The organism is Nocardia donostiensis (assembly GCF_002081715.1).
In the GTDB taxonomy this organism is placed as follows: Bacteria; Actinomycetota; Actinomycetes; order Mycobacteriales; family Mycobacteriaceae; genus Nocardia; species Nocardia donostiensis.
In genome coordinates this window covers 90258-110707 of the sequence record NZ_MUKP01000016.1, presented here as the reverse complement: position 1 = coordinate 110707, position 20450 = coordinate 90258, and the positions used below count along the sequence as shown (strand labels likewise).

14 protein-coding genes are annotated in these 20450 nt (G+C 66.6%); 9 read left to right on the top strand and 5 right to left on the bottom strand.

The genetic code is table 11. The features are described 5' to 3' along the window. Positions 1-24 precede the first annotated feature (24 nt). Positions 25-840, top strand: coding sequence for a hypothetical protein (locus B0T44_RS13260; RefSeq protein WP_077116054.1), 816 nt, complete (start codon positions 25-27; stop codon positions 838-840). Positions 841-855: 15 nt separating this feature from the next. Here the strand turns inward: B0T44_RS13260 and B0T44_RS13255 are convergent, their stop codons facing one another. Further along, positions 856-2334 (bottom strand): CCA tRNA nucleotidyltransferase, encoded by a 1479-nt coding sequence (locus B0T44_RS13255; RefSeq protein WP_425436853.1) that lies wholly within the window; start codon positions 2332-2334, stop codon positions 856-858. A 161-nt stretch (positions 2335-2495) separates the two neighbouring features. Between B0T44_RS13255 and B0T44_RS13250 the strand changes: the two genes are divergently transcribed. From B0T44_RS13250 to B0T44_RS13210, 8 genes are all read left to right on the top strand, one after another. Continuing rightward, positions 2496-3032, top strand: coding sequence for an NUDIX hydrolase (locus B0T44_RS13250; RefSeq protein ID WP_077116055.1), 537 nt, complete (start codon positions 2496-2498; stop codon positions 3030-3032). Beyond that, a complete protein-coding gene (locus tag B0T44_RS13245; RefSeq protein WP_077116056.1) occupies positions 3029-5581 on the top strand; it encodes a DUF6049 family protein in 2553 nt (850 codons plus the stop codon). The genes B0T44_RS13250 and B0T44_RS13245 overlap by 4 nt, the downstream gene beginning before the upstream one ends. Before the next feature lie 1953 nt (positions 5582-7534). Then, entirely contained in the window at positions 7535-11371 is a 3837-nt protein-coding gene (locus B0T44_RS13235) for a murein biosynthesis integral membrane protein MurJ (protein WP_077116218.1), read from the top strand. Between the two features lie 294 nt (positions 11372-11665). Then, positions 11666-12247, top strand: coding sequence for an RNA polymerase sigma factor SigM (gene sigM, locus B0T44_RS13230; protein WP_077116219.1), 582 nt, complete (start codon positions 11666-11668; stop codon positions 12245-12247). A 124-nt stretch (positions 12248-12371) separates the two neighbouring features. Next, positions 12372-13139 carry an RsmA family anti-sigma factor gene (locus B0T44_RS13225; protein WP_077116058.1) on the top strand — a complete coding sequence of 256 codons (768 nt, stop codon included), beginning with the start codon at positions 12372-12374 and terminating at the stop codon, positions 13137-13139. Between the two features lie 76 nt (positions 13140-13215). After that, a complete protein-coding gene (gene trxB / locus B0T44_RS13220; protein WP_077116059.1) occupies positions 13216-14202 on the top strand; it encodes a thioredoxin-disulfide reductase in 987 nt (328 codons plus the stop codon). Between the two features lie 36 nt (positions 14203-14238). Beyond that, complete coding sequence (gene trxA, locus B0T44_RS13215; RefSeq protein ID WP_077116061.1) at positions 14239-14571, top strand: thioredoxin; 333 nt, start codon at positions 14239-14241, stop codon at positions 14569-14571. Positions 14572-14730: 159 nt separating this feature from the next. Continuing rightward, a complete protein-coding gene (locus B0T44_RS13210) occupies positions 14731-15924 on the top strand; it encodes an N-acetylmuramoyl-L-alanine amidase (RefSeq protein WP_077116063.1) in 1194 nt (397 codons plus the stop codon). A 79-nt stretch (positions 15925-16003) separates the two neighbouring features. Here the strand turns inward: B0T44_RS13210 and B0T44_RS13205 are convergent, their stop codons facing one another. From B0T44_RS13205 to rsmG, 4 genes are all read right to left on the bottom strand, one after another. Continuing rightward, a complete protein-coding gene (locus B0T44_RS13205; protein ID WP_077116064.1) occupies positions 16004-16735 on the bottom strand; it encodes a hypothetical protein in 732 nt (243 codons plus the stop codon). A gap of 231 nt (positions 16736-16966) precedes the next feature. Then, a complete protein-coding gene (locus tag B0T44_RS13200) occupies positions 16967-18112 on the bottom strand; it encodes a ParB/RepB/Spo0J family partition protein (RefSeq protein WP_077116065.1) in 1146 nt (381 codons plus the stop codon). A gap of 54 nt (positions 18113-18166) precedes the next feature. Continuing rightward, positions 18167-19123 carry a ParA family protein gene (locus B0T44_RS13195; RefSeq protein WP_245839430.1) on the bottom strand — a complete coding sequence of 319 codons (957 nt, stop codon included), beginning with the start codon at positions 19121-19123 and terminating at the stop codon, positions 18167-18169. A 561-nt stretch (positions 19124-19684) separates the two neighbouring features. Beyond that, positions 19685-20437 carry a 16S rRNA (guanine(527)-N(7))-methyltransferase RsmG gene (gene rsmG / locus B0T44_RS13190; RefSeq protein WP_077116068.1) on the bottom strand — a complete coding sequence of 251 codons (753 nt, stop codon included), beginning with the start codon at positions 20435-20437 and terminating at the stop codon, positions 19685-19687. Positions 20438-20450 lie beyond the last annotated feature (13 nt).

Here is a 20450-nt window from a genome sequence, read left to right as displayed (position 1 = left end):
CGCGGCAGTACTGTCAGAGGAACTATGGCCACGTATTTCGATCCGAAGTTCTGGTCGCCGATGCGGGCTGTCGACTTCGGCAAACGACTGCTCGGGCAGTCCTGGCTGGAACAGTGGCTTTCCCGTACCACCGCCTGGGTGGACCCGGTCGCCGACCTCAGCGCGGGCACGGTGACCGCGCTGCTCCCGGACACACTGGTGACCGTGCTCAGCGAGGGCATTCTGAGCAGGTTCGGTGGTCACACCATCACCATCACGCTGCTGGGTCACGAGCTGACCGGCACGCTCGAACTGCTGAAGGTGCGCCGCCGCGGCGCGTATTTCCAGTCCAAAACCGTGCTGACCGACCTGCGCTGGGACACCCACCCGGTCGAGGAGCTCACGGTGGTCGCGCACCGCATGCGGCTGACCCCCGGGGTGCCCACCAAGGTGCGGGCCGACCGGCTGGATATCGAAGGCGCCGTCACCACCGCGGCGCTGGCCGACTGGCTCAACACTCGCCAGCACGACTGGGTACTGACAGTGCGCGAGAACGGCCTGATCCGGGCCGTGCACCAGCGCAGGCGGATCACCGCGCTGATCGATCTGGCGGTGGTGGGCGATCAGTTGTATATCGACGTCCACCGGGCCAGCTGGTTCGGGATGCGGGTGCCGCGCAGCCTGCGCACACCTACCCCGATCCAGCTGCCCGGACTTCCGCACGACGCCCGTATCGAACACGTCACCCGCGACGGCGACCTGGTCCGGTTCCGACTGGAATTGGACGGGATCAGCGGCTCGTTCGACCTCGCGCAGATCCGCTCGGCGATCGTAGCGGGTACCACGCTGATCGTTTTCTGAGCACTCGGTACCCGCTCAGCCCTGGTTCTTCCACCATTCCCGCAGCGCATCCTCGGCTTCGGCGCGGGTGAGCGGGCCGCGGTCGAGCCGGAGTTCCTTCAGATAGCGCCATGCTCTGCCCACCTCGGGACCGGGCCGCAGCTCGAGCAGTTCCATGATCGCGTTGCCGTCCAGATCCGGACGGACCCGGTCGAGGTCCTCCTGTTCGCGCAAGCGCTCGATCCGGGCTTCCAAATCGTCATAGGTGGCGCGCAACGCGGCAGCGCGGCGTTTGTTGCGGGTGGTGCAGTCGGCGCGTACCAGTTTGTGCAGCCGGGGCAGCAGCTCGCCCGCGTCGTTGACGTAGCGGCGGACCGCCGAATCGGTCCACTGCCCCTTGCCGTAACCGTGGAAGCGCAGATGCAGGAAAACCAGCCGCGCCACGTCCTCGGTGAACTGCTTCGGGTACTTCAGCGCCCGCATCCGCTTGCGCACCATCTTCGCCCCGACCACCTCGTGATGGTGGAAGCTCACCCCGCCGCCCGGCTCGTTGCGTTTGGTATCCGGCTTGCCGATGTCGTGCAGCAGCGCAGCCCAGCGCAGCACCAGGTCGGGATCGCCCTCTTCTTGATCGATCGCCTGCTCCAGCACCGTCAGTGAATGCCAGTACACATCCTTGTGCTGGTGGTGTTCGTCGATCTCCAGTTTCATGGCTGGCACCTCGGGCAGCACCCGCTGCGCCAGACCGGTCTCGCACATGATGTCGATACCGTCGATCGGATGCGCGCCCGCGATCAGCTTGTCCAGTTCGGTGCGGACCCGTTCCGCGGTGATGCGGTCGATCTCACCCGCCATCTGGGTGATCGCCGTACGCACCCGGGGATGCAGAGTGAAACCGAGCTGGGAAACGAAACGCGCGGCCCGCAGCATCCGCAGCGGATCATCACCGAACGATTCTTCCGGCGGCGCCGGGGTGTCCAATACGCCGGCGAGCAACGCATCCATCCCGCCCAGCGGGTCGACGAACTCCAGCGAACCGTCCGCGGCGATCCGCACCGCCATTGCATTGACGGTGAAATCACGGCGGATCAAATCGCCGTCGATGGTGTCGCCGAAAGTGACCTGCGGATTGCGGGAGACCCGATCGTAGGCGTCGCTGCGGAAGGTGGTGATCTCCAGCTGCTGATCGGCTTTGGCCGCGCTGACCGTGCCGAACGCCAGACCGCCGGTGTCCCAGATGTGGTCGGCCCAGCCGCGCAGCAGCTCCTGTACCTGCTCCGGGCGGGCATCGGTGGTGAAATCCAGATCGGTGCCGAGCCTGCCGAGCACAGCGTCGCGGACACTGCCGCCGACCAGGTACAGCTGGAATCCGCCCGCGGCGAACAATTCGCCCAGCGGTGTCAGCACATCGGACAGCCGCCCCAGGGTCACCGCCGCCGCGGCGAGTAAGCGGGTACGGCGACCTGGCACTGCGTCGGCTGCGTCGGCTGCGTCATCAGGTTCGGTCGAAACCACGAACGCAAACCTTACCGAGCGGCGTCGAACCGGATTTCGGCGCGACCCGCATCAGGGAGTGCACCGGCCGGAGCCCTGCCGCTACTTGACCGCGGCTCAGGTTGTGCCCCAGGTCGCGACCCATACAAGGATGCGCGGCAATTTGGTTCTAGTATTGCTTGGTGTCTCCGGCCGATCGCGCGAACAGTCGACGCCGCCAGCCGCGGCGCCGCGGTTCGGCAGGCAGTGCGACAAAACCACGTATGCGCACGGTACGGGAGACTTCGGCAGGCGGACTGGTGGTCGACGGCCTCGACGGACCGCCCGACGGACGCAGTGCCGCGCTGATCGGCCGCACCGACCGGCGCGGCCGCCTACTGTGGTCGCTGCCCAAAGGACATATCGAAGAGGGCGAGACCTCCGAGCAGACCGCCATTCGGGAAGTCGCCGAAGAAACCGGCATCAAGGGCGAGGTGGTCGCCGAACTCGGCAGCATCGATTATTGGTTCGTTACCGAGGGCCGACGGGTACATAAAACGGTGCATCATTATCTGTTGCGTTCGGTCGGCGGCGAGCTGTCCGACGCTGATATCGAAGTCACCCAGGTCGCCTGGGTGCCGCTGAGCGAACTGAACAGCCGACTCGCCTACGCCGACGAACGGCGCCTGGCCGAAGTCGCGAACCGCCTGATCGACCGGATGGAGACCGGCAAGCAATGACGCGTGGACTGGGGCGGGTCATCATAGCGATCCTGACCATCCTCGGCTCGGTGGCTGCGCTGCCGGTACTGCTGGAACGGCCCGCCGTCGCCCAACCCAGCGGCACCGGGGACACCTCGACGCCGAAGTTCCTGAAACTGTCCCTGGATTCGGTGACCCCGACCGCGGTGACCACGACCAGCGACCCGGTATTGACGGTGTCTGGCACGGTCACCAATATCGGCGACCGGGTCGTCGACGACATCAGCGTGCGGTTACAGCGCGCCAGAGCCGTCGACGACCCGAGCGAACTGCGCACCGCGCTACGCCTCGACCAGGTCAACTACGAGATCACCGGCCCGTTCGAGGACGTTTCTCAGCGGTTGAGCCCCGGCCAGCGCCAGCAGTTCACCCTGAGCATCGCATTACGTGACAGCCAGCGCGCTTCCCTCGATATCACCGAACCCGGCGTCTACCCGCTACTGCTGAACGTCAACGGCGAACCCGCCTACGGCAGCCAGGCCCGGCTAGACGACGCCAGGTTCCTGCTTCCGGTGCTCGGACTCCCGCCCGCCGCCGAGGGCGGCACCTCCACCCCGGTGCCTGCCGGGCCTGCCGCTCCGGTGGCCACCACACTGCTGTGGCCGCTGGCCGACCGCCCCAGGATGCTCGCCGGAGCACCGGGAACGGTGAACGGGAAAGTCGAACTCACCGACGACGAACTTGCCTCCTCCCTCAGCAAGGGCGGGCGGCTCGATCAACTGCTCGACGCGCTGGAAACCGTGCTCGGCTCCCGCGACAGCAACCGCGACAACGACCTGGCCTCGGCGATATGCCTCGCCATCGATCCGGACCTGCTGCTGACCGTGCAGGCGATGACCAACGGATATCGGGTGCTGGCCAGCCCATCCGATCCCGACGGTGCGACCAGGGAAGGGACCGGCGCCGAACACGCCAAGGTGTGGCTGGACCGGCTGCGGGCACTCACGTCGTCGATGTGCACGGTCGCGCTGCCCTTCGCGCAGGTCGATATGAGTGCCCTGGCCGCGGTGAACGATCCGGCATTGACCGCGCGCGCCTTGACGGCACCGGCCGATCTGATCGATTCGATCCTGTCCACCCGGTCGGTGCGCAACGTGAGCCTGCCCGACTCCGGCAGTATCGACGCAGGCGCCGGTCACCTGCTGCGCAGCAGCGGTTTCACCACGGCCGTGCTGGCAGGCAATGCCGTGGTTCCGGAGGGCACCGCCAACCGTGATTCGGCGGTCAGTGAAAATCTCGGCGCCGCAGATTCCGCCGCAACTGTCGCGAGCGAGCAGGCCCCAGCGGATATCGTCCGCCTGCCCGGCGTCACCAAGCCCGACCCGCATCAGCCCGGACCCGGCCCGGCCGCACCCGGTAGCCCCGCGCCGACAGCGCAGACCGAACCGCCCACCGACCCGGCCCTGCATGTCGCCACCTTCGACATGTGGTCGGCCACAGCGCTGGCCGCGGTCGGTTCGAACCCGCCGACCCCGTCATTCACGCCAGAAGGGGCTCGCTACGAGGTCACCAAGGATTCACGGACCGCCCGCCTGCAGGACGCGCTCGGCGCGGTGTCGTGGTCCGCGCTGAACCCGCGCCCGGACCGGCCGCGTTCGCAACTGCTGATGCCGCCACAGCAGTGGGGCGCCAACCGCGACGAGGCGACCGCACTGCTGCGTCAAGTGGACCTGCTGATCCAGAACGGGCTCGCGTCGCCGCGGAAGTTCACCGATCTACTCGCCCAGCCCCCCAGCCCCGGCCCCTACGAACTGGATTACCTCGGCGGTGCCGTCCGGGACGCCAGCCCGGCCCGGTTCGTGCCGCCCGTGCGGGACCAGTCGCACCGCATCACCCAACTGTTGCGGGCGATGGTGGAGGTGCCCGAGTCCGAGCCGACACCGCGCCAGTTCCTCACTCCGCTGCGCGACGATCTGCTGCGCACGCTGAGCCTGTCGGATCGGCGCGGTGACTCCGGCCAGGCCGATACCTTCGCGCAGCGGCGACTCGACCAGACCACTGCGGCGATCGACGAGATCTACGAATCGGTGACGGTGCTACCGCCCGGCGGCGTCTACACCCTCGCCTCCGAACAGAGCCCGCTGCTGCTGGTCGCCCGCAACGATCTGCCGGTGGCCGTGCGTATCCGCTTCCGCATCGAGGCCCCCGCGGAGACGAAGATCACCGATATCGGCGAACAGCAGCTGCCGCCGCGTGGTGCGCGCTCGTTCCAGATTCCGACCGAGGTCAGCGATAGTCGCAGGCTGGTCATCCCGATTTCGCTCAGCACACCGGAGGGTGTGGTGCTCGGCCACGCCACCTCGGTGTCGGTGCGTTCGAACGCTTACGGCCAAACACTGGCGATAATTACCGCATGCGCCGGAATTCTGCTGTTCGTGTTGGCCGGGCGCCGACTGTGGCGCCGGTTCCGCGGACAGCCCGATCCAGCGGACAAGGGATTCGATCCGGGTATCCGGCGCCGGGTCAACACCTACGGCCGGGCACGCAGGCGTTTGCAGCGGCAGAATCGGGAAACCGGACAGTCCTAGCCACCTCGGTGTACCGCGTCCGGCATGGTGCGACGGGCGCACAGCGCGCTCGAGGGGATGATGAGAGGAGCGCGTGTTCCGAACAGCCGTGCGCGGCGGGCCGGGACACGAGCCATCCGGCTGTGCACCCGGGCGCAGCCGGTCGCAAGACCACAGCACCGGCATGCGGATGCGGCCACCGGCTGATGTTCGCTGCGACACATCCGACGAACCGGGACCGTAGTACGGCGCGGCACAGGAGGCATGATGGGCGACGATGAATCCTCCGCTCATCGGCAAACCCCTGGTTATCGCCCCGACGGTCCGCAGGCCCGCCGGGTGCCTGCCGCGCCCTGGGAGCGGGGACGACCGACGCCGCCGCGGGAACAGGATATGACGCACGACCCGTACGGCGACGCCCACCGCGAGGCCCCGCCGCAGATACCCCGTATCAGCAATCCCGGCACCGGCGAGCAGCGCCGGCTTCCGCCGCAGCCGCGTCCCATGCCGGGCGGGGCGGGGCACCCCGGCGAAGAGGGCTACCCCGTACCCGATCAGCCGCACCGCGCACCCGGTCCGCGGCCGATGCCACCCGCAGGCAGACCAGCGGGCCCACCGTCAGGCCCATGGCAGGCCGTACCGCCCCGGCGGGATCAGGCCGAGACCTGGTACGACCACGACCGAACGCCGTCTCAGGGCGACCAAGACCCACTACGGAACAACCCGATGCCGCGCGGGCACGACCACGCCCCACGCTGGGACGACTCGACATACCGGCTCCCCCAACCCGGGCTCCTCGACAGCCAGTCGCCGCTACACGACCAGAATCGCCCCCGCCCCGATCAAGCTCTCCCGGGGTACGACCCGATGCCGCCCGGGCCCCGAGGCCACGAGCCCAACACCCCGCACTGGGACAACTCAACACATAGGCTCCCCCACCCCGGCCCCTACGACGGCCCGACCCCGCAAGATGACGGGATTCGCCTCCGTCCGGATCAGGCGCTTCCCGGATACGACCAGGTGCCATCCGGGCCCCAGAACCACGATCCGGACGCCCCCCGCTGGGACGGGTCGACATACCGGCTCCCCCCACCAGGAGCGCTCGACAGCCAGATCCCACAACAAGACGGGAGCGGTACCCGCCCGGACCAGGCTCGTTCCGGATACAACCGGATGCCATCCGGGCCCCAGAACGATAATCCCGACATACCACGCTGGGACGATCCGTCGTTCCGGCTCATCCAGGCTGATCCGCTCGATGACCAGGCTCCCCTGGACGAGGAAACTCGGCGTTACGACGACCGGATACCGGGGCACGCCCCACTGCCCGCCGACCATGAGCACGAACGAGGTCCACTCGGGCAGGTACCGGACGGTCCGACACAGCGGCACGCACCCGCGCGACCGCCGGATGACTGGACCCAGCTTCAAGACGACGCAGTTCCTGGGCACGAGCAAGTGCCGCCCAGGCACCACCAACGCCTGCCAGGACATGAACAGGCTCGATTCGTGCCGGACCAAGCGCCCCTGCATGACCAGGCCCAACCACAGAACAGCCGGGACCAGCCTTGGTACGACCAGGCATTACCCGCGCATGATCAGGGGCCTGCCGAGCACGACCGGGGTCAACGCGGGCACGGCCCGATTCCGGTGCGGCCGGACCGGGTACCGCCCAGGCGGGATCAGGCTCCGAGTTACGACAGCAGACAGCCAAGCACTGGGCCGAACGCGATCCCGCCGCGCGAGGGGCCTCCCCAACAGCGGCGACCGCAGCAGCCGCGGCCGGAACACGGTGAGGCGCACGCTCGACCCGACCACGAGCCCTACTCAGCGCAGCAGCTGCGCCCACCGCATGGGCTGCCACAGGATGGGCGCCCGGTTCCGCCGCAGGCGCCGCCTGAGCAATTCCCGCCGCAGCAGCAACCGCCGCAGGTGGCTCAGCCCCGGCAACAGCCTCCGCCCCAGGAGCAACCGCTGCGGGGGCGTCCTCCTGCGCAGCCGGCTCGGGTCAGAGCGGGCGAGGACCGCGGCTCACGTCCCACCACCAAAGGCTTCCAGAAGGTCGACGTAGCCGAGGCGACCGGAGCAACAGCCGGTGACGACACATCGGGCGGTAAATCCGGCGGCAACGCCAAACTGCTACGCGATTCCGGTTCGATCGCCTTCGCCACACTGATCAGCCGGATCACCGGCTTCGGTAAACAGCTGCTGCTGCTCGCGGTGCTCGGCCCGGCGATCGCCAGTGCGTTCACCTCGGCCAGTCTCATCCCGAATATGATCGCCGAGCTGGTGCTCGGCGCCGTGCTCACCGCGATCGTGGTGCCCACCCTGGTGCGCGCGGAGCAGGAGGATGCCGACGGCGGCGCTGCGTTCATCCGAAGACTCTGCACGGCCGCGTTCGTGGTGTTGGCCACCGCCGCGCTGCTGGCGACCGCTATGGCACCGCTGCTGGCCACCCATGTCTTCGTCGCCGCCGACGGCAAAGTGAACACCGCGCTGACCACGGCGTTGACGTTCCTCTTGCTACCCGCCGTACTGTTCTACGGGCTGTCGGCGCTGCTCACCGCGATCCTCAATACCCGTCAGGTGTTCCGTCCTGGCGCGTGGGCGCCGGTGCTGAACAATCTTGTGGTCCTGGCGGTGCTCGGGCTCTACGCCCTCACCCCAGGTGAGATCACTCTGGACCCAGTGCGGATGAGCGATCCGAAACTGCTCGTCCTCGGCTGCGGTGTCACCCTGGGGGTGATCATCCAGGCGGTGAGCCTGCTCCCCGCAATTCGCCGCCAGGGGATCGACCTGCGGCCGCTGTGGGGTCTGGACGCGCGGCTCAAACAGTTCGGCACGATGGCCGCTGCGATCATCCTGTATGTCCTGATCAGCCAGATCGGCGCAGTTGTCGCCAACCACATCTCCTCACAGGCCGACGCAGCCGGTCCAGCGATCTACCAGAACGCCTGGCTGCTGCTGCAGTTGCCGTACGGCGTGCTCGGCGTCACGCTGCTCACCGCGATCATGCCCCGCCTGAGCCGCAATGCCGCCGCCGACGACACCCCCGCTGTGGTGGACGATCTATCCGTCGCCACTCGGTTGACGATGATCGCGCTGATCCCGATCGTCACCTTCCTGACCCTGGCAGGCCCGCAGGTCGGGCAGGCGCTGATGGGTTACGGACGGTTCGCCGAGGACGCCGAACGCCTCGGTATGGCGGTGGCCTGGTCGGCCTTCACGCTCATCCCGTATTCGCTGGTGTTGATCCATCTGCGGGTGTTCTACGCCAGGGAGCAGGCGTGGACGCCGACCTGGATCATCCTTGGCATCACTGCGGTCAAGATCGTCTTCTCTGCGCTGGCCCCATTGGTCGCGAGCAGCAGCGAACAGGTGGTCATCGTGCTCGGCGTCGCCACCGGCCTCGGTTTCACCACCGGGGCTCTCATCGGTGGCTATCTGCTGCACCGCAGTCTCGGTGATCTCCGCATGGCCAATGTCGGGCGGACCATCACCAGGGTGCTGCTGGCGTCGATCGCGGGCGGTGCGGTCATGCTGATCGCGGACAAAGTACTCGGGCTGGACCGGCTCACTCAGTCCTTCGGCGGCCCCGGTTCCTTCGTCCGGGTCGTCATCACCGCGATTGTGATGTTCGCGGTGGCGTTCGGTCTGATGCGACTGATCGGTATTCCAGAAATCGTGGCCATCACGGTGGCCATCTCGCGCAAGCTCGGCATCACCGCCCCCGCGCCCGCGCTGGATCTCGACGAACCCGTCGAGGACGAATACGCTACCCAGGTCCTGCGCAGGCCCGATCCGTATCTGGCCTACTCGAGCTTCGACCCGTACATGGATACCCAGACCATGGTGCTGCCCGTGATCCGCCCGGATTCGGTTGACAACACCGGCGGCGGCGCATTCCCGTACCCTGTTCGGCAGAGAAGCACAAGTGGCGAATTCGCCGGAGTTGCGACATACCAAGGCGAAGGAGGACCGAGGGTGAGCGACGACGCGGTGGGCGACGTCCCAGCCGCCGATTACCCCGCGAAGATGGCGAGCGGTCTGTCCACCGATGTCCCGCCGAACCAGGCGGATCCGTACGAGCCCGCGTCCCCGCAAGGCGACGCCGGTCCGCCCGGCCGCGAATCAGCGCAGGATAGTGATCAGGATCCCGGCGACAGGGAATTGCCGCCGCGCGATCCCATGTACGACACCGGGATGATCCCGGTGTCTGTTCCCCAGATGCCGCCCCCAGGTCCAGAAATGGGGCCACCGCGCCGGTCTCCGCGCGGACCCAAGCTGATGCCCGGCGCATCGGTGGCAGGCGGGCGTTACCGCCTACTCGCCGATCACGGCGGAACAAGGGGACTGCGGTTCTGGCAGGCACTCGACATCAAGCTCGACCGCGAGGTCGCGTTGACCTTCGTCGACGCCGACCAGAAGGCCGCCGACAACTCCGGGCAGGATGGCCCGCAGGCGATCCTGTCGCGCACCCTGCGGCTCGGCCGGATCAACTCGCCCGGCCTGGCGCGTGTGCTCGATGTGGTGCGCGGTAGTTCCGGCGGCATCGTGGTGGCCGAATGGACTCCCGGACGTTCCCTGCGCGAAATGGCCGAAACCGTTCCGTCCCCGATCGGCGCGGCCCGTGCGGTGCGCGCGCTGGCATCGGCGGCCGAACTCGCGCACCGCAGCGGTGGCGCGTTGTCGATCGACCATCCCGATCGGGTGCGGATCAGCGCGGCCGGTGACGCCGTGCTCGCCTTCCCCGGCACTCTCGGTGACGCCGACCCGCAGGGCGATGTCCGCGGCCTCGGCGCGATGCTCTACGCGCTGATCACTGCGCGTTGGCCGATCCGCACCGGTGTCAGCGGCGCCGCGGCCGCCGTCGGCGGGCTACACCTGGCCGATTTCGGTCCAGATGGCTCACCCGTCGAACCCCGCCAGATCCGTCCCGACGTACCGTTCGAGATTTCCGCGGTCGCGGTCCGGTCGCTGGATTCCAGCGCGGGTGTGCGTACCGCGGCCACGGTGCAGCATGTCCTGGAACAGGCGTCGGTGGTCGATCAGAAGACCGATTTCATCCCGGTACTGCGGTTGGGTCAGCGTGCCCCGGCGTCGGCCGACGATTCGCTGGCCGATCCCGAGCTGCTCGCGGCCGAGCGGGAGAAATCGCAGCGGATGATGTGGATCATGGTGGGGCTCGGCATCCTCACCGCGTTGGTCGTCGGCATCGTCATCTGGTGGATGGTGAGCATTTTCGCGCCGGGGGATTCGAGCGAACCGCTCAACGAGCAGGTCAATATCGGTCTCACCACCGATAACGCGCCCAGCTCCACCCCGGCGGCTCCCGCACCGACCGCAGGAACCACGACGGCGGCTGAGCCCGGCGTTGCGGTTCCGGTCGGTTCGGTGTCGGTGTTCTCCCCGGAGGGCACTCCCGACAGCCCCGAGAACACCGACGCAGTACTGGACGACGACCCATCCACCATGTGGCGCACCGACCAGTACTTCCAGCAGTTCCCGGCCCTGAAGAACGGGGTCGGACTGCTGGCGACGTTGCAGTCCCCGGCGAAGCTGAACAAGATCGCGATAACCTCCCCGAGCCCCGGCACCACGGTGGAGATCCGTACCTCGTCGACCACCTCGCCGACGCTCGACCAAACCCGGCTGATCGGCACCGCCCGGCTCGGTGAGGGGGTCACCGAGATCTCCCTGAACACCGATCAGCCCGCACGCTATGTCCTGGTGTGGATCACCGGCCTCGGCAACTCCGACGGCCAGTTCCAGACCGCCATCGCCGATTTGCGTTTCGACACAGCCCGCTGATCGAGCCCGTAACGGCCGTTATCCACAAGGCCGATTTCCGCGCGTTACTCGTGCGCCTCCGATAGGCTCGGGCAGCCCGAAACGGTTGCCGCCCAAACAACCCCCACGTTATGATGCTGCCGCGCTCTCAGCAGGGAGCCTCCCGGGATCAAGCGTTATCGATCCTGCACGCTGCTAATGCTGCAATTTCCTGGTAACGGCCGTGGCCGGTTGCCACCGTGAGCGCTGTCCAAGGGGTTGGCATTGTCGTCCGAACTGAATGAGGGGCTCCGCGGGGGGAGATCGCGACGCGACATCGCCGGCCCTGACTCGTTCGCACCGGGCTTCGCCTCCGATGCCGAATTGCTCCGGGCACACGCCCGCGGAGTGCCGCACGCCTTCGCCGAACTGCTACGCAGACATAACGACCATCTGTGGCAGACCGCGCTCCGCGCCTCTTATACCCGCGAAGATGCCGCCGATTCGCTCCAGGACGCGCTGCTGTCGGCGCACCGGACCGCGGGCTCGTTCCGGGGTGAGGCCGAGGTGCGCAGCTGGCTGCACGCAATCGTGGTCAACGCGTGTCTGGACCGGATTCGCCGCAACAAATCGCGTCCGGCGATATCGCTGTCGCCGGACGCGATACCCGAGCCGATATATCAGCGCGACGATATCGCTGGACTGGAGGTATCGATGGTGCTCGACGCCGCACTCTTCTCACTACCGCCGGATCAGCGCACGGCGGTGGTTGCGGTGGATATGGAAGGGTATACGGTTTCGGAAGCGGCGGCGCTGCTCGGTGTTCCGGAAGGAACGATCAAGAGCCGTTGCGCTCGAGCCAGGCAGCGGCTGCAGGAACGAGTGGAATTTCTCCGGGATCCAGGGAACCGGATGTAGCCCGTTTGCGTCAGTAATAGTGACGAAGTGTTCTACCCCGCTCGACCACATCCTCAGAGAGCACACTGCACCCCCTCAGCCCCGGGCTCGGTGCACGCTCAAATGAAAGAACATTGGAGGTGCGATGGCAACCCGATCCGTTCCGCAGCCTCCGTTCCCGGCTGAGCTGCTCGCCGACCTGCACGCCGGCAACGTGGCCCCTGACCTCGGCGAACAATTATGGCCCGCCGTTCAGCACGACCCGGAGGCCCAGAACTACCTGCACTCGCTCGACGAAGTCCGCACCCAGTTGCGCGAGCTCGGCCGCAGCGATGCCATCCTCCATCCGATGCCCTCCGATGTCGGCGCTCGGCTGGAACTGCTGGCCGAGTATCTGGGCGGAAGCGGCCCCGATGCCGAGGCAACCGTACCGTTCGCCACCCCATCGGAGCAGGCCCCGCCGAACCCGGTTGCGGCCGAACCCATCCCGCTGCATTCGCGGCGCCGTAACCTGCGCCTGCTCGCCGCTGCCGCGGCCGCTATCGTCGCCGCCACCTGTGCTGCGTTCATCGTCGATGTGGTGCGCGACGGCACCAACGAGCCGGTAGCGGCAGCGCCGTCAGCCACGGCCGACACTCCCGAGCCGGGAATCACCTCCGCGGTAGCGTTGCGCGCCCTGGGCCGCAACGACGTCAGCGGCAGGCTCGCCGAACCCGCCGCACTTACCGGCTGTGTGCGGGCCGCGGGCATGGACAGCGGTGTGCTCGGCTCGACCGATATGCGCTATCAGGGCCGTGACGCGGTGCTCATCCTGGTCGGCGGCGGGGAAGGGACCCGGATCACCGCCCTGGTGGTTGGCCCCGGGTGCGGCCCCAGCGATCCACAAGTGTTGGCCGTCACCGACATCGGGTAGCGGCGGGGCCGGGGAACAACAACGCCTACCCTGTTGTTGACCGACACGTCCCCCGCATACTCTTCGGAAGGCCCACATGAGCACGCCAGTTCGCGACCTGATCATCGTCGGCTCCGGACCTGCCGGCTACACGGCCGCGGTCTATGCCGCCCGCGCGGAACTCCAACCGCTGATGTTCGAGGGAACCCAGTTCGGCGGTGCGCTGATGACCACGACCGATGTCGAGAACTTCCCCGGCTTCCGTGATGGCATCATGGGCCCTGACCTCATGGAACAGATGCGTGAGCAGGCCAAACGCTTCGGCGCCGAGATCCGCACCGAAGACGTCGACGCGATAGACCTGTCCGGACCGGTCAAGAAGGTCACCGTCGGCGACGAGACCTATCAGGCGTACGCGGTGGTCCTGGCCATGGGATCGGCCGCGCGCTACCTGAACGTGCCCGGTGAGCAGGAGCTGCTCGGCCGCGGCGTCAGCGCCTGCGCCACCTGCGACGGCTTCTTCTTCAAGGGCCAAGACATCGTGGTGGTCGGCGGCGGCGACTCCGCGATGGAGGAGGCGACCTTCCTCACCAAGTTCGCCTCCAGCGTGACGATCGTGCACCGGCGCGAAGAGTTCCGCGCCTCGCGCATCATGCTGGAACGGGCCAAGGCCAACGAGAAGATCAAGTTCGTCACCAACGCGGAAGTGGTTCAGGTGCACGGCGACAACAGCGTGACCGGGCTTACCCTGCGTGACACCCGCACCGGCGAAACCTCCGAACTCGCGGCCACCGGCCTGTTCGTCGCCATCGGCCACGACCCGCGCAGCGAACTGGTTCGCGGCCAGGTCGAAGTGGACAGTGAGGGCTACGTCAAGGTTCAGGAACCGAGCACCGCGACCGGCGTAGCCGGTGTTTTCGCCGCAGGCGATCTGGTCGACCACACCTACCGGCAGGCCATTACCGCCGCAGGAACCGGCTGCCGCGCCGCAATCGACGCCGAGCGCTGGCTGGCCGAGCAGGGCGATATCACCAGTAACACCCTGGAAAACGCCGACGAGCCCGTCGCCGTTTCCCCCAACTGAGCCTTTCGCCCTCATCTAACGCAAGGAGAAACACCCATGTCCGAAAACGGCAAAACGGTCACTGTCACCGACGCGACATTCGCCGATGAGGTGCTGCTCAGCGAGAAGCCCGTGCTTGTCGACTTCTGGGCCGACTGGTGCGGACCGTGCAAAATGGTCGCCCCGGTACTGGAGGAGATCGCGGGCACGCATGCCGAGAAGCTGACCGTGGCCAAACTGGACGTGGACGCCAATCCGACCACCGCCCGCGATTACCAGGTGCTGTCGCTGCCGACTATGATGCTGTTCGCCGGCGGTAAGCCGGTGAAGCAGATCGTCGGTGCAAAGGGCAAAGCCGCCCTGCTGCGCGAACTCGAAGGCGTCATCTGACGACGTGAATCGGCGACGCGCCGTAATATGCCCCTGACCCGGCAATTGCTGAATTACCGTCCGGGTCTGAGACAATCGACCGACGCTCCGGTCGTGCGAGGGTGTAGACCATCGCATGAGTGGGTACCCGCGTTTGACGGAAGGAAAGGGCCCTCACGCATGCACCGACTTCGTCACGGCGATACCGGTCCAGCCGTAGCAGAGGTTCGGAGCACCCTGGCAAGTCTGGGGTTCCTGCACGCGCACAACGGTATCGACAACGGCAACTCGCGCGAATACTGGAAAGACACCGCGGCCACCTTCGATCACCACCTCGATTCCGCGATCCGGGCATTCCAGCAGCATCGCGGGCTGCTCGTCGACGGTGTCGTCGGACCGGCGACCTATCGGGCACTGAAAGAAGCGTCCTATCGACTCGGCGCACGCACGCTGATCTACCAGTTGTCCGCGCCGCTCTATGGGGACGATGTCGCGACCCTGCAGCGCAGACTGCAGGATCTCGGCTTTTACGTGCACCGGGTCGACGGCTATTTCGGACCGCACACCCACGATGGGCTGACCGCGTTCCAGCGGGAAATCGGCCTGGCCGCGGACGGTATCTGCGGCCCGGACACCCTGCGCTCTCTCGACCTGCTCGGTGCGCGGGTCACCGGCGGCAATCCGCACCGAATCGCCGAGGAGGAAGTGGTACATCGAGCGGGTCCACAGCTGACGGGTAAGCGGATCGTCATCGATCCCGGCCTCGGCGGCCCGGACCGCGGCCATGCCGTGCCGACCGAATTCGGCGACGTATACGAATCGGAGATCCTGTGGGATCTGGCCAGTCGGCTCGAGGGCCGGATGGCGGCCACCGGGATGGAAACATTCCTGTCCCGCCCGTGGGGGGCCAACCCCACCGATGCGGAGCGGGCCGAAACCTCCAACGCGTTCGACGCCGACCTGATGATCTCGCTGCGCTGCGCCACTAATCCCAGCCCGTCCGCCAACGGCGTCGCCGGTTTCTACTTCGGTAATTCGCACGGCTCGGTGTCGATGATCGGCCAGGTGCTCGCAGGATTCATCCAGCGCGAAGTGGTGGCGCGGACCTCGTTACAGGACTGCCGCACCCATCAGCGCACCTGGGACCTGCTGCGTCTCACCAAAATGCCGACCGTCCAGGTCGATATCGGTTATCTCACCAATGAATACGACGCGTCGGTGCTGGCCAACCCGCGGATGCGCGATGTCATCGCCGAAGCGATCCTGATCTCGGTGAAACGGCTGTACCTGCTGGGTCAGGACGATCAGCCCACCGGGACCTACACATTCGCCGAACTGCTGGCCGAGGAGTTGGCCGCAGCCGATCGCAGCTGAGCACAGACCTTTCTCCGCACGTTGCCCCTGTGGACCTTCGAGTCGGCAGGGGCAACGTCATCGGAGTTCGTATAACAGTTCAGATGGTGAGTATCCGAGTCGGCACCGATATGGAGGCGGCTGCGAGCAGCTGATCCAGCGCGCGCTCCACATCTTCCTTCCAGCCGTGATCGGAATCGAGCTCCAGCCGCAATCGCGGAAAACGGTGATGCGCCGCCACCACCTCGAAGCCGACATCCTCCAGGAAATCCGCGTCGATCATGCAGGTCTCCGGTGCACACCCGGTACCGGAATGCCCGGCCGCGCGTTTGCTGTCTGGGGCCCCGATCCGTTCCATCAACCGCATCGAGCCGACCGGACGGTCCGATAGCGCGGTGCTCGGCGGGGCGACCCGGATACCGAACGCTTCCAGCGCACGCACCCCGCGGCGCACCAGATCGGCCACTACCCCCTGCACCAGACGATGCGCGATATCACCGTCCTGAAAGGGCGGCTCCGCGTGCAGAGTTGTCAACAGCACCGCATCCGGGCTCACCGGGGAGGTGGGGAAGAGAGTAGACCGCGGCACTGCGCTCGGTGGTGCGTACAGAGCGCAGCCCGCGCTCTTCCTGTCGACAGTGGCCACCTGCCCGCACGACCCCCATTCGAGCAGAACAGTCGACAGCCAGGCTTCCTTCTCGAAAACCGGATCGCTGAACTCACGCGAATCGGCTGCGACCGCGGGGTCGATCTCCCAGAACACACAGCGTCTAGCATGCGCGGGCAACCGACTGAGCCCGTCCAAGGTAAGTGCTGTGACGCTGGTCGACACCGCTCTACTCAGCCTCCAGCTGTCCGATTCATCTACGCTCACGCCGCATCATTGTTTTCTCGCCAGCAAGAATATGCGATCAAGGAATCCGCCTCGCTCCCACGTCGCTGCGCACCCGGCCCGGGGGACAGGTTAGGGAGCCGAGCCCGGATGCACACGCGCCAATTCAGACATTTCCGGCGTCGTCACAGTGACGTTTCGTCGCCAGGTCATCAATCACAGGCTGCTAGTTCAATTTTCGGTACCTGAGTGTTGCATCAGACCGACAATCCGCTCCAGATCGTCGACCGAACCGAACTCGACCACGATCTTGCCCTTACGCTTACCCAGGCTCACCGTAACCCGAGTATCGAACGATTCCGATAACCGCTCCGCGACATCCTGCAGCCCTGGAGCGGGAACCGGATTACGCCGCGGAGCGGGCGGGGCAGCGGTCTCCGGCTCACGGTTGGCGAGCATGACCGCCTCTTCCGTCGCCCGAACCGACAGCCCCTCGGCGACGATGCGGGCCGCAAGCACCTCCTGTGCGTCGGCCCCCGCCTCCACACCGAGCAGGGCACGAGCATGCCCCGCCGACAGCACCCCGGCCGCGACCCGGCGCTGTACCGGGATCGGCAGCTTCAGCAGGCGGATCATATTCGTCACGACCGGCCGGGATCGGCCGAGCCGACTCGCCAGTTCCTCATGGGTGACATCGAACTCTTCGAGCAGCTGCTGGTAAGCGGCCGCCTCTTCGAGCGGGTTGAGCTGCACCCGGTGGATGTTCTCCAACAGGGCATCGCGAAGCAACGAGTCGTCGGCGGTTTCCCGGACGATCGCCGGGATCGTCTCTACACCGGCTTCCTGGCAGGCCCGCCACCGACGCTCACCCATGACGAGCTGATACCGATCCGCGTCGAGCTTGCGCACCACGATCGGCTGCATCAGGCCGAACTCACGGATCGAATGCACGAGCTCGGCCAGCGCGGCCTCGTCGAAAACCTGCCGCGGCTGTTTGGGGTTCGGCTCGATCTGATCCGGGCGGATCTCGCGGTACACCGCGTCACCGGGGGAGGCCAACTCTGTTTCGGATTCCAGGACCGGACTCGGCACCTCGGATACGGGCCGATATCCAGGGTCGGCACCGATAACGACATTGGCCGCTGCGGTACCCAAGCCGGCTGCACTGCCCAGCCCGCTACCGAGGCCGTTGCTCTTGCGGTAGCCATTGCCGTTCCGGTGTCCGCTGCCAGCGCCGATACCGGTTCGCGGGCCAGGGTCAGGAGCAGTGACCGTGTCGGTGTCAGGACTGGTGCCAGCACCGGTACCCATATCCGGCCCCGTCGGAATCAATGCCGCAAGACCGCGTCCCAGCCCACCCTTCTTCGAGTGACTCATCGGCCTACCCTTTCCTCGTTCCGCCACCACGCCCGATCACCCACTCGATCCAGTTCACACCACACCATCCGCAGCGGCGGCACGTTTCGCCACCGCACGGGCCGCTATTTCGCGCCCAGCGTCCAGGTAGCTCATCGCACCTCGGGACCCGGGATCGTAGTCGAGCACGGTCATCCCGTAGCCCGGCGCTTCGGAAACCTTCACACTGCGTGGGATAACCGAACGCAGCACCACATCGCCGAAATGACCGCGTACCTCTTCGGCGACCTGGTCGGCCAGTTTGGTCCGGCCGTCGTACATGGTGAGGATCACGGTCGATACATGCAGCTCCGGGTTCAAATGCGACTGCACCAGACCGATATTGCGGATGAGCTGGCCGACGCCCTCCAGCGCGTAGTACTCGCACTGGATGGGGATCAGCACCTCCTTGGCCGCGACCATCGCATTGACCGTCAGCAGGCCGAGCGAGGGCGGGCAATCGATCATGACGTAGTCGATGTCGTAGCCCGCGATATTGGCTTCTTGAATGGCTGCCTTGAGTCGTCCCTCACGCGCCACCATCGACACCAACTCGATCTCGGCGCCGGCGAGGTCGATCGTCGCCGGGATGCAGAGCAGCCGCTCGCTGTGCGGACTCTGCTGGATCGCGTCCTGCACCTTGATCTCACCGATGAGCAATTCATAGGTGGACGGCACACCGGAGTGGTGGTCGACACCCAGCGCGGTACTCGCATTGCCCTGCGGATCCAGATCGATCACGAGGACTTTCATCCCCTGATGCGCTAACGCCGCCGCAAGGTTCACTGTGGTTGTCGTCTTACCGACCCCGCCCTTCTGATTGGCGACGGTGATGATGCGTTGCTCATGCGGTTTCGGCACTGCCACCTTTCCTGGGTGCATCAGCTGACTCGCGCGGTGCGCCTCGGCAGCGATCGGCGTCTCGGCGGGGGAGATGTGTCCGAACGGTGTGCTCCCGAATGCTTCCGGGCCGATATTGCTGGCATCCAACATTCCCGGGACACGCGATGTTTCCCGTGAAACATTCGCTGAACCGCTCGACATAGACAGCTCCTAACGCGAAAACTCCAGATCACGCGGCTCCCACCCGAAGGCAGGCGCCGTGACGTCAAACAAGCCATGTCGGATCGAACTCGATGCTCGACCGGGACCGCGGCGCCCGATCGACCGAGCGGAGCTCCTGCCGCACACCAACATCCCTCCGTGGCACCAACGCTCACGCCCGACGCCCCTTAGCTTGCCAGCCCGAAGCGCGATAAGAAAGCTGAATCGCGGCGACGCGCACGCGACACGCACAACTGTGTGGTTCCAGGCGTCCGAAGCAATGTTTCACGGGAAACATGCCCGCGACTCGGTCAGCCGAGCACGCACCCAAGGGGCGCGAGGTCCCGAGGGGCGCATTCCGCTCGCTGCGCTCGCTTACGCGGGTGTACAGGACGTTAGCGTCGTTTCACGTGGAACCGATCCGAGGCGCTTTACCGGAAGCCGACCCGAGGTGTTTCATGTGGAACCGGGAGGGTGCGTTTCACGTGGAACCGGCAGACCGCGGCAGGCTCAGGACTTCTTCCGGACCGCGCGGGCGGCTCGTCTGCTTACTCGTTCGGACCGGGTCTTAGGGGTGCGCTCGGAACGGCGCAGGCGTTCCGCGCTGATCACCAGAGTCGGAGTGGACACCAACCCCGCGCCGCATTCGAGGACCTCGACGTTGCCGGCGCCCGCACGTTCCAATGCGTCGCGATCTCGTTCCAATTCCTCCGCGGCGCTCACACCTTTGAGTGCGAGCATCCGGCCGTGCTCCCGGACCAGGGGGAGTGACCATTGCACCAGCTTCGCCAGCGGCGCCACCGCCCGGGAGGTCACGACATCAGCGCCGCCTGCTTCGTGGATTACGCCGGACTGTTCGGCCCGCCCTCGCACAACGGTTACCTCGAGACCGGCCTCCTCGATGAACTCGCTGAGGAATACCGTTCGCCGCAGCAACGGTTCGACGAGGGTGATCCGAAGGTCCGGCCTGGCGATCGCGAGGGGGATTCCGGGCAGCCCGGCACCGCTGCCGATATCGACCACCGACGCGCCCTCGCCGATCAGTTCGCCGACCACCGCGCAGTTCAAGATATGCCGATCCCAGAGACGCGGTACTTCACGCGGACCGATCAGCCCCCGCTCGACACCCGCCGTCGCCAACGCCGCACAGTACTGCCGTGCGAGGTCGAGCCGAGCGCCGAAAACGGTCGACGCGCTCGCAGGGGGCGCGAGCTCGGCCGGTGTCGCGGCCGCTGGGCCAGGCTCTCGTTCCACGTGAAACATCCTTCCAAGCGGT

Excerpts from the sequence above, each read along its gene's own strand:
- B0T44_RS13260 (WP_077116054.1), top strand. The coding sequence starts at position 25 with ATGGCCACGTATTTCGATCCGAAGTTCTGGTCGCCGATGCGGGCTGTC.
- B0T44_RS13245 (WP_077116056.1), top strand. The coding sequence starts at position 3,029 with ATGACGCGTGGACTGGGGCGGGTCATCATAGCGATCCTGACCATCCTC.
- B0T44_RS13225 (WP_077116058.1), top strand. The coding sequence starts at position 12,372 with ATGGCAACCCGATCCGTTCCGCAGCCTCCGTTCCCGGCTGAGCTGCTC.
- trxB (WP_077116059.1), top strand. The coding sequence starts at position 13,216 with ATGAGCACGCCAGTTCGCGACCTGATCATCGTCGGCTCCGGACCTGCC.
- trxA (WP_077116061.1), top strand. The coding sequence starts at position 14,239 with ATGTCCGAAAACGGCAAAACGGTCACTGTCACCGACGCGACATTCGCC.
- B0T44_RS13210 (WP_077116063.1), top strand. The coding sequence starts at position 14,731 with ATGCACCGACTTCGTCACGGCGATACCGGTCCAGCCGTAGCAGAGGTT.
- B0T44_RS13200 (WP_077116065.1), bottom strand. The coding sequence starts at position 18,112 with ATGAGTCACTCGAAGAAGGGTGGGCTGGGACGCGGTCTTGCGGCATTG.
- B0T44_RS13195 (WP_245839430.1), bottom strand. The coding sequence starts at position 19,123 with ATGTTGGATGCCAGCAATATCGGCCCGGAAGCATTCGGGAGCACACCG.
- rsmG (WP_077116068.1), bottom strand. The coding sequence starts at position 20,437 with ATGTTTCACGTGGAACGAGAGCCTGGCCCAGCGGCCGCGACACCGGCC.